This window comes from Azospirillum humicireducens (assembly GCF_001639105.2).
Taxonomy (GTDB): domain Bacteria; phylum Pseudomonadota; class Alphaproteobacteria; order Azospirillales; family Azospirillaceae; genus Azospirillum; species Azospirillum humicireducens.
This window is the reverse complement of record NZ_CP015285.1, coordinates 2,707,501-2,715,000: the sequence shown is the minus strand read 5'-3', so window position 1 is coordinate 2,715,000 and position 7,500 is coordinate 2,707,501. Positions and strand designations below refer to the sequence as shown.

The 7,500-nt window shown below is 66.0% G+C and carries 5 protein-coding genes and 2 rRNA genes (2 of these 7 cut by a window edge); 2 read left to right on the top strand and 5 right to left on the bottom strand.

The window, feature by feature from the left end; all coding sequences use genetic code 11:
* A protein-coding gene (locus tag A6A40_RS12770; RefSeq protein WP_236783791.1) for a putative bifunctional diguanylate cyclase/phosphodiesterase crosses the window boundary here: on the top strand, nt 1–1,648 show its 3' portion. Its footprint begins 224 nt before the window's first position; 1,648 of the gene's 1,872 nt are visible here — the last part of the coding sequence; its start codon lies beyond the left edge, outside the window; the stop codon is at nt 1,646–1,648.
* Nucleotides 1,649–1,745: 97 nt separating this feature from the next.
* On the opposite strand, the gene hglS is transcribed toward A6A40_RS12770, so the two are convergent.
* Together hglS and A6A40_RS12760 are read right to left on the bottom strand one after the other, a co-directional pair.
* A complete protein-coding gene (hglS, locus tag A6A40_RS12765) occupies nt 1,746–3,152 on the bottom strand; it encodes a 2-oxoadipate dioxygenase/decarboxylase HglS (RefSeq protein WP_063635716.1) in 1,407 nt (468 codons plus the stop codon).
* 129 nt (nt 3,153–3,281) lie between these two features.
* Nucleotides 3,282–4,208 (bottom strand): LysR family transcriptional regulator, encoded by a 927-nt coding sequence (locus tag A6A40_RS12760; RefSeq protein WP_063635715.1) that lies wholly within the window; start codon nt 4,206–4,208, stop codon nt 3,282–3,284.
* A 180-nt stretch (nt 4,209–4,388) separates the two neighbouring features.
* Here A6A40_RS12760 and A6A40_RS12755 point away from each other — a divergent pair, with 180 nt between their 5' ends.
* Nucleotides 4,389–5,684 (top strand): NAD(P)/FAD-dependent oxidoreductase, encoded by a 1,296-nt coding sequence (locus A6A40_RS12755; protein ID WP_063635714.1) that lies wholly within the window; start codon nt 4,389–4,391, stop codon nt 5,682–5,684.
* 63 nt (nt 5,685–5,747) lie between these two features.
* On the opposite strand, the gene A6A40_RS12750 is transcribed toward A6A40_RS12755, so the two are convergent.
* The 3 genes from A6A40_RS12750 to A6A40_RS12740 all read right to left on the bottom strand — a co-directional run.
* Nucleotides 5,748–6,449, bottom strand: coding sequence for a CBS domain-containing protein (locus A6A40_RS12750; protein ID WP_063635713.1), 702 nt, complete (start codon nt 6,447–6,449; stop codon nt 5,748–5,750).
* Between the two features lie 222 nt (nt 6,450–6,671).
* Nucleotides 6,672–6,787: ribosomal RNA gene (rrf, locus tag A6A40_RS12745) — 5S ribosomal RNA — on the bottom strand.
* 141 nt (nt 6,788–6,928) lie between these two features.
* Nucleotides 6,929–7,500 (bottom strand): 23S ribosomal RNA (locus A6A40_RS12740) (it continues 2,175 nt past the right edge of the window).

Here is a 7,500-nt window from a genome sequence, read left to right as displayed (position 1 = left end):
GCGGGAAACCCCGCGGGAGCAGGCCTTCTGCGCCCATGCGCTTCGGTCCGAGTCTCTCCTGGTGGTCAACGACGCCCGCCAGGATGACAGATTCGCCGCCAACCCGCTGGTAACAGGCGATCCGCACATCCGCTTCTATGCCGGCGCTCCTCTGCGGACGGCGGAAGGCCTGACGCTGGGCACCATCTGCGTGATCGATGACCAGCCCCGCCCCGCCCTGTCGCCCGAGGAAGAGGAGACCCTGCGCGACCTGTCGGCGATGGTGATGGCCCATATCGAGGCGCGCCGCGCCGTCGGCTATCTGCATCCGGTCACGTCTCTGTCGAACCGCTTCCGCCTTCTTGCGGACATCGACGCCCTGCTGGCGGCCTCAGCCGGCGAGGAGCGCACCCGTCTGACCGTGGTGGTGATCGACACCGCGGCCTCGCAGCAATATGCCGAGTTGACCCGCGTTCTGGGCCAGGTCTGTGCCGACGCGTTCGAGGTGGATTGCGCCCGCCGCATCGCCGCCTGCCTGCCGGACCGCACCCGGCTTTACCACCTGTCGCCAGCCCGCTTCGCCTGCATCCTCATCGACAGGCATGAGGACGAATTGACGGCCACGCTCGACCGCATCGGCGACGCCATCCGCAGCCCCTTCCATTACCAGGGGGTGCCGATCGCGTCCTCCACCGGCATCGGCTTTGTCCATCATCCGGACAGGCCGGGCGGAAGCGTGGAACTGCTGCGGGCTTCCACCAGTGCCGCCCACCAGTCGCTGGAAAGGCAGAAATGCTGGTGCGCCTATGACGAGGACCAGGACCGTGCCTCCCACCGCGCTTTCCTGCTGCTGAGAAACCTGACGGACGCGATCGGCGGCACCAGGGTGGAAGCCTCCGATGCCGCCACGGGGCGCGAAGGGCAACTCCACATGGCCTATCAGCCCAAGGTCGACCTGCGCACCGATGCCTGCATCGGGGCGGAGGCGCTGCTGCGCTGGACCCACCCGGACCTGGGGCCGATCTCGCCGGCGGAGTTCGTGCCGCTGGCGGAGCGGACGGCGTTGGTGCGCCCTTTGACCGAGTGGGTGATCGGAGCGGTGCTTGCGCAGATCGCACGGTGGCGCCGGCGCGGGATCGCGCTGCCGGTCTCGATCAACATCTCGATGCTAGACCTCGGGGCCAACGACTTCGCCGACCGGGTGGCCGCCATGCTGGACCGGCACGGGGTGCAGGCCGACTGGATCGATTTCGAAGTGACGGAAAGCGCGCTGATGACCGACCGGGCGGTGGTCGACCGGCAACTCGACCAGCTTCGGCGGCTGGGGATCGAGGTCGAGATCGACGATTTCGGCACCGGTCAGAGCGCGCTGTCCTATCTGAAGGACATCCCGGCGACGGCGGTGAAGATCGATCAGCGCTTCATCCGCTCCATCGCCACCGAGCGCAGCGACCAGATCATGGTTCGCTCGACCATCGAGCTTGCCCACGATCTCGGCTATCGGGTGGTGGCGGAGGGGGTGGAGACCGTCGAGGCCTATGACTGGCTGCGCCGGCACGGCTGCGACTTCGGACAGGGCTACCTGTTCTCCCGCCCGCTCGCGCCGGCAGACTTCGAAGACTGGCTGGCGGCGGGCGCCTTCCGACCCGCCGCCGCGGTTGCCCCGTGAGTTGTACCGGCGGCTCCCGATCCCGGCCTGTCAGGCTCGAGAGCTTCGGCGGCATGGGCCGCCGCCGCGCCAGCCATCATCACCATGACCGCCGGTGTTACGCCGTCACCGGGCACATCGCCGACAGGCAGGCATCGATGGATGCCCGTTCGATTTCCGCATAGAGGTCGAACGGGTTCCGCACAGGGGCGCCGAGGTCGGCTTCGAAGCGCTGCTGGTTCGGACTGGCGGAGAAATCCTGCTGAACATCGTCGCCCAGGTTGGACCGGAAGATGCCGGCGGCGCTGACCGGCAGGAAATCCTCATAAACGACGGGATCGAACCTGACGAGACCAGCCCCGATCAGCGTCTCCAGATCGCAATCCGATGCCGGCGGGTTGCGCCGTCCGGCCTCGGTCAGCGAATAGCTGAAATAGCCGAGCTGCTGGCGGCGGATCTCGTCCCAGCTGTCGGGGAACGGGGCGAAGACCTCCTGCAGGGCCATCATGTACTCGGCGGCGTTGGACCCGTCGGCAGCCGGGGCGACAAGGCGGCGGGAATCCTGCAGCAAGGCGTCGTACAGCGCACGGCCTTTCGGCGTCAACGCGATGCCGCGCTGTTCGATCTCGCCGAACCGCGCGGTGTGGACACCGGACCGCCAGCCGTCGCCGTCGCGGAAATCGACCGGCTCGCTCAGCGCCTTGAAGGAGGTCTGGCGCAGCAGGATGGGGCAGCGCCGGGTCGGCGGGCCTTCCACCACGGCCTTCGGCGCGATGCCCTTCTCCGGCATCATCCGCTGCACCGCGTCGATGTCGAGCGTGCGCGGAGTCAGATGGTTGATGTGCGGTCCTTTGAAGGATACGACATCGGCGATCAGCCGATGGGCGTCATGCAGCCGCTTGTAGAGCTCCAGCGGCACATTGGCCCGGCTGTGCCAGCGGAAGGTTTCCAGCGCCTCCGCGACGAAGCGGGCGGCATCCTCCTCCGTCAGCCCGCCGGCCGCTTCGGCCTTCTCGATCAGCGCGAGGCAGCCGTCAGTGAAGATGTTGCGGCCGGCCAGCACCTGTTCCGCCTCGTTCCGCAGGCCGGCATCGGCGATCAGGTCGAGCCGCAGCAACGAGGTGAAGACGCGGAACGGGTTGCGGCCCAGCGCCTCGTCGGTCACCGGACGGAAGGCGGTTGAGTGGACCGGAACACCGGCTTCCGAGAGGTCGTAATAGCCGACCGGCTGCATCCCCATCACCGCGAACAGGCGGCGCATGGTGGACAGCTCCTGCGCAGTGCCGAGCCGGATCGCGCCGTGACGCTCCTCCGTGATGCGGGCAAGGCCGCCCGCGGCCTCCAGCCGATGGCGCTCCGCCGGGTCGGCGGCCAGCACCGCCTCGTTCACCTCCCGCACCAGCTCGACCAGCATCTGATAGGCCGGAACCTCGGTCCGGTACATCTCCGACATCGCGGTGGAGAACAGGGTACGGATCGCATCGGGGTTGATGAAACCAGCGCTGAAGGAACTATGGGCACTCATTGCCAATCTCGCTCGCGTTGCCTGTGTCGGACCGGTCCGGTCGCTCTCCCGGCCCCTCCCATGGCCCAGCTATAGCAACGAAGCACCGCCTTGGATTGCGATTGTTTTTACCGACTTGATGAGGAAAGCTCATGATGCGGCTTGCGGTTCCATGACCTCAGGGCGGCAATCCTTGGTTTCCTTCAGGATCCAGTCACGGAAGGCGGCAAGGGGCGGATAGCTCGTCCGTTCCGACGGCCACACGACGTAATAGGCATCATCGCTCTCCATCGGCAGGTCGAGCGCCGGCACCAGTTGCCCGGAGCCCAATTCCTCCCCGATCAGGAACAGCGGCAGCAGCGCGATCCCCAGCCCGGCAACCGCCGCCTGGATGGCGGTGCCGAACTGGTCGAACAGCATGCCATGCACCCCATCGGCCGGCGTGTCATGCAGGGTCAGCCAACGTTCCCACGCATCGGGTCGGCTGGTCAGGTGCAGCATTGGGGCGAGGCGCAGATCGCCGGGTTGCCGGAAAGCGAACCGGTCGCGCAGATCGCGGCTGCAGGCGGGGATGACCGTCTCCCGGCGCAGGAGCGCCATCTCCCCGCCCGGCCAGTCCGGCCGGCCGAAATGGATCGCCACGTCGACGGGATCCAGCCGGAAATCGAAGGGGGACATGCGCGTCACCAGATTGATTGTAACGCCCGGATTTTCCGCCAGAAAGTCAGGCAGCCGCGGCGCCAGCCAGCGGACCCCGAAGGTCGGCAGGATCGCGATGCTCAGCGTGCCCCCAAAAGGGTTGGCGCGCAGATTGAGCGACGCGGTGCTGATCTTGCGCAGCGCATCGCGCACCTCGCGCACGTAATACTCTCCGCCGGCGGTCAGACGAATGGTCTGCCGTTCGCGGTGGAACAGTTCGACCTCCAGCAACTCCTCCAGCGCCTTGATCTGGCGGCTGACGGCGCTCTGGGTCAGGGACAGCTCCTTCGCCGCCGCGGTGATGCTGCCGGTCCGCGCCGCCGCCTCGAACGCAGACAGGAGGGCCAGGGAAGGGAGGAAGCGGCGGGGGCTCTGCATTTCATTCTCACAGGGAATGACTGATTGAGCAAACATCACTTTGCCGAACGGGGCAGGCAAGCGAATCTTCCCATGCTATCCGCGGGTGCGGCGACCCGCTGCGCTCTCGGGACCGGTCGGGATGGTGTTTCCGAGTGGGAATGACTGGCGGGCAAGAACACGGGAAAAGGACCACAGGGAATGCTAAACGATCCGCGGTCGCATGGGCTTTGGGAACGGACCGCACCGCCGGCGCCACCGACCGCGCCGCTGAACGGCGCGATCAGGGCGGACGTGGTGATCGTCGGCGCCGGCTACACCGGCCTGTCTGCTGCCCTGCGTCTGGCGGAAAGCGGCGTCGAGGCGGTGGTGCTGGAGGCGGTGGAGATCGGCTTCGGCGGCGCCGGCCGGAATGTCGGGCTGGTCAATGCCGGCATGTGGGTGATGCCCGACCAGCTCGTCAACACGCTGGGGCCGGTCTATGGCGAGCGCCTGATCGAACTGCTGGGCAATGCGCCGCGCACCGTGTTCGATCTGATCACGAAGCATGCCATTTCCTGCGAGGACGAGCGCAGTGGCACCCTGCATTGCGGGGTCGGTCCCGCGGGCTTGCGCGAACTGGAGCAGCGGGCGGCGATCTGGCAGAAGCGCGGAGCGCCCGTGCGCCTGCTCGATGCCGCCGAAACAGCGGAGAAGGTCGGCAGCGGGGCCTATACCGGGTCACTTCTCGACCTGCGGGCCGGCACCATACAGCCATTGGCCTACGCCCGCGGGCTGGCCACTGCCGCGGTGAAGGCCGGGGGCCGCATCTTCACCCGCAGCCCAGTCCAGTCTGCAAGCGAGTCCGGCGGCAAATGGGAGGTGAAGACCGCCACCGGCAGCGTGCTGGCTGATTGGGTGATCGTCGCCACCGACGCCTACAGCATCGGCCCCTGGGTGCGGCTCCGCACCGAGCAGGTCCATCTGCCTTACTTCAATCTGGCGACGGAGCCGCTGTCCGACGGGATGCAGAAAGCCATTCTGCCGGAGCGGCAGGGGGTATGGGACACCAAATCGGTGCTCAGCTCCTATCGGTTCGACCGCCAGGGACGGCTGGTGTTCGGCAGTGTCGGCGCATTGCGGGGAACCGGGATCGCGGTGCATCGGGCCTGGGCGCAACGCTCGCTGGCCGCTCTGTTCCCGCAGCTCGGTCCGGTGCGCTTCGAGTCCGAATGGTATGGGCAGATCGGGATGACCAAGGACAACCTGCCCCGCTTCCACCGGCTGGGCCGCAACGTGATCGGCTTCAGCGGCTACAACGGCCGCGGCATCGCCCCCGGCACCGTTCTCGGACGCTGCCTCGCCGACCGCATCACCGGCAAGCTCACCGACGCGGAGATGCCGCTTCCCGACACGGCCCCGGAATCGGTCGCCGGGCGGGCGGTGCGCGAAGCCGCTTACGAATATGGAGCGCAGGCGACCCACCTCATCGGCGCTCGGCTGCCGGGACGGATTTGACCGGAGTGCGTCGATGGCCATGGCCGGGCAGGTCGGCCATGGCCATCCGCATCATAGGCTCTCTTACAGCCCCCACGCCCCGCTTTCCGCCGGATCGACGACCTGGATGTTGTTTTCCACCCCTTTCACGCCGGCAACGCCTTCTGCCGCGACGCGCACGGCATCGCGCTGGGACTCGCTGCTGATGAAGCCCCAGAGTTGGACGACGCCGTTGCGGACGACGACGGCGTCATGCGACCGCGGATCCCAGGACAGTTCCTTCATGGCCGCGATGACACGCTGCTGCAGCACACGGTCGTCAGGGGCCGCCGCCGCGGTCTCCGGCGAAACGCTCGCCAGTGCGCGCAGCAGGTTGGCCCGGCTGATGATGCCGATCAGGTTGCCCTGCCGGACCACCGGCACGCGCTTGATCCTCCGTGTCTCCATCAGCCGCACGACCTCCTCGGGCGAGGCGTTTTCGTCGACGGTGGTGACATGGGCGGTCATGACGTCCGTGACCTTGCGGGCATGGGACTTGACGAAGTCCTCCGCCGGCAGCGTGCCGCCGGACACCAGCCCCAGCCACCAGGAGCGGTGGCGCTCGGTCCCGAGCTCCACCCGGCGCAGCAGGTCGCCCTCGCTGATGATGCCAACCACCTTGCCGGCGGCATCCACCACGGGCATGCCGCTGATGTTGTTCTCCAGCATTTTCTTGGCCGCATCGGCGACAGTCGCGTCCGCGCCGATGGTGATGACCCGCGGCGTCATCAGATCGATAGCCTTCATGGTTTCACTCCCCCTTGATGTTCTGCGGTGAGGGCAGAGTAGGGGAGCAGCCAACCAAGGGCGATTGATCTGCCGCAAATCGGCGGCAGGCTTTCCGCATGGTGGAAAAGACAGGCGATTCAATACAGAAAACGCCCCGGCTCTATTGAACCGGGGCGTTTTTCGATGTCTGCGAAGATGCCAGCGAATATGCTTTGATTGAGCGTCTCTTGAGGCTGAGTGACCTGGCGGCGACCTACTCTCCCACGTCTTAAGACGCAGTACCATTGGCGCGGAGGCTTTTCACGGCCGAGTTCGGGATGGGATCGGGTGTTTGACACCTCGCCATGACCACCAGGTCACCCAGGCTCAAGACCGACGCTACCCAAAGCGCTTTCGCTGTCGTGCAAGTGATGTGAGGATGTATCGAACTGGCGGGCTTGCGTCAAGCAGGGCCTTTGAACAGGCTTGCTGCTGCGCATGGCGCGGTCAGTGGTGTCGAGATCAAGCCGATCGAGCGATTAGTAAGGCTTAGCTTCAAGCATTGCTGCCCGTCCACATGCCTCCTATCGACGTGATGGTCTGTCACGGCTCTCAAGGGAGCTCTGGTTTAGAGGTGGGTTTCCCGCTTAGATGCTTTCAGCGGTTATCCCGTCCATACTTAGCTACCCGGCCATGCCACTGGCGTGACAACCGGTGCACCAGAGGTATGTCCATCCCGGTCCTCTCGTACTAGGGACAGATCCTCGCAAAACTCCGACACCCACGGCAGATAGGGACCGAACTGTCTCACGACGTTCTAAACCCAGCTCACGTACCACTTTAATCGGCGAACAGCCGAACCCTTGGGACCTGCTCCAGCCCCAGGATGTGATGAGCCGACATCGAGGTGCCAAACGACTCCGTCGATATGGACTCTTGGGAGTCATCAGCCTGTTATCCCCGGCGTACCTTTTATCCGTTGAGCGATGGCCCGTCCACGTGGAGCCACCGGATCACTATGGCCGACTTTCGTCTCTGCTCGACTTGTCAGTCTTGCAGTCAGGCGGGCTTATGCCATTGCACTCGACGA

Bases quoted from the DNA above. Each gene is read 5' to 3' on its own strand.
- A6A40_RS12755 (WP_063635714.1), top strand. From the start codon at position 4,389: ATGCTAAACGATCCGCGGTCGCATGGGCTTTGGGAACGGACCGCACCG.
- A6A40_RS12760 (WP_063635715.1), bottom strand. From the start codon at position 4,208: ATGCAGAGCCCCCGCCGCTTCCTCCCTTCCCTGGCCCTCCTGTCTGCG.
- hglS (WP_063635716.1), bottom strand. From the start codon at position 3,152: ATGAGTGCCCATAGTTCCTTCAGCGCTGGTTTCATCAACCCCGATGCG.
- A6A40_RS12750 (WP_063635713.1), bottom strand. From the start codon at position 6,449: ATGAAGGCTATCGATCTGATGACGCCGCGGGTCATCACCATCGGCGCG.